We start from the raw sequence: 276 nt of genomic DNA on the forward strand, positions 1-276 counted from the left end.
TACAGCTACCAATACAAAATATGGAACGGTCGCGTCGCGGTAAAGGGCAAGTTGTTGCTGAATAGATATTGGCTCATGCCCTGGGTGAGTGCAAGTGTAGGCGTGGGCTTTAACCGTGCCCATGATTTCACCAATACGCCTTTGATTTTTGAGGCATTACCTAATCCTAATTTTGCAGACCACACGAAAACAGCCTTCACCTATACACTGGGTGCCGGGGTGCAAAAAGCCTTGAATGACCATTGGCAAATCGGTGCGGGCTATGAGTTTGCCGAC

1 protein-coding gene is annotated in these 276 nt (G+C 48.6%); it reads left to right on the forward strand.

The window, feature by feature from the left end; translation table 11 throughout:
• A partial coding sequence (locus Lani_RS19500; RefSeq protein ID WP_156415179.1) for an outer membrane protein occupies positions 1 to 276 on the forward strand: 276 nt, incomplete at both ends.

This window comes from Legionella anisa (assembly GCF_001467525.1).
In the GTDB taxonomy this organism is placed as follows: Bacteria; Pseudomonadota; Gammaproteobacteria; order Legionellales; family Legionellaceae; genus Legionella; species Legionella anisa.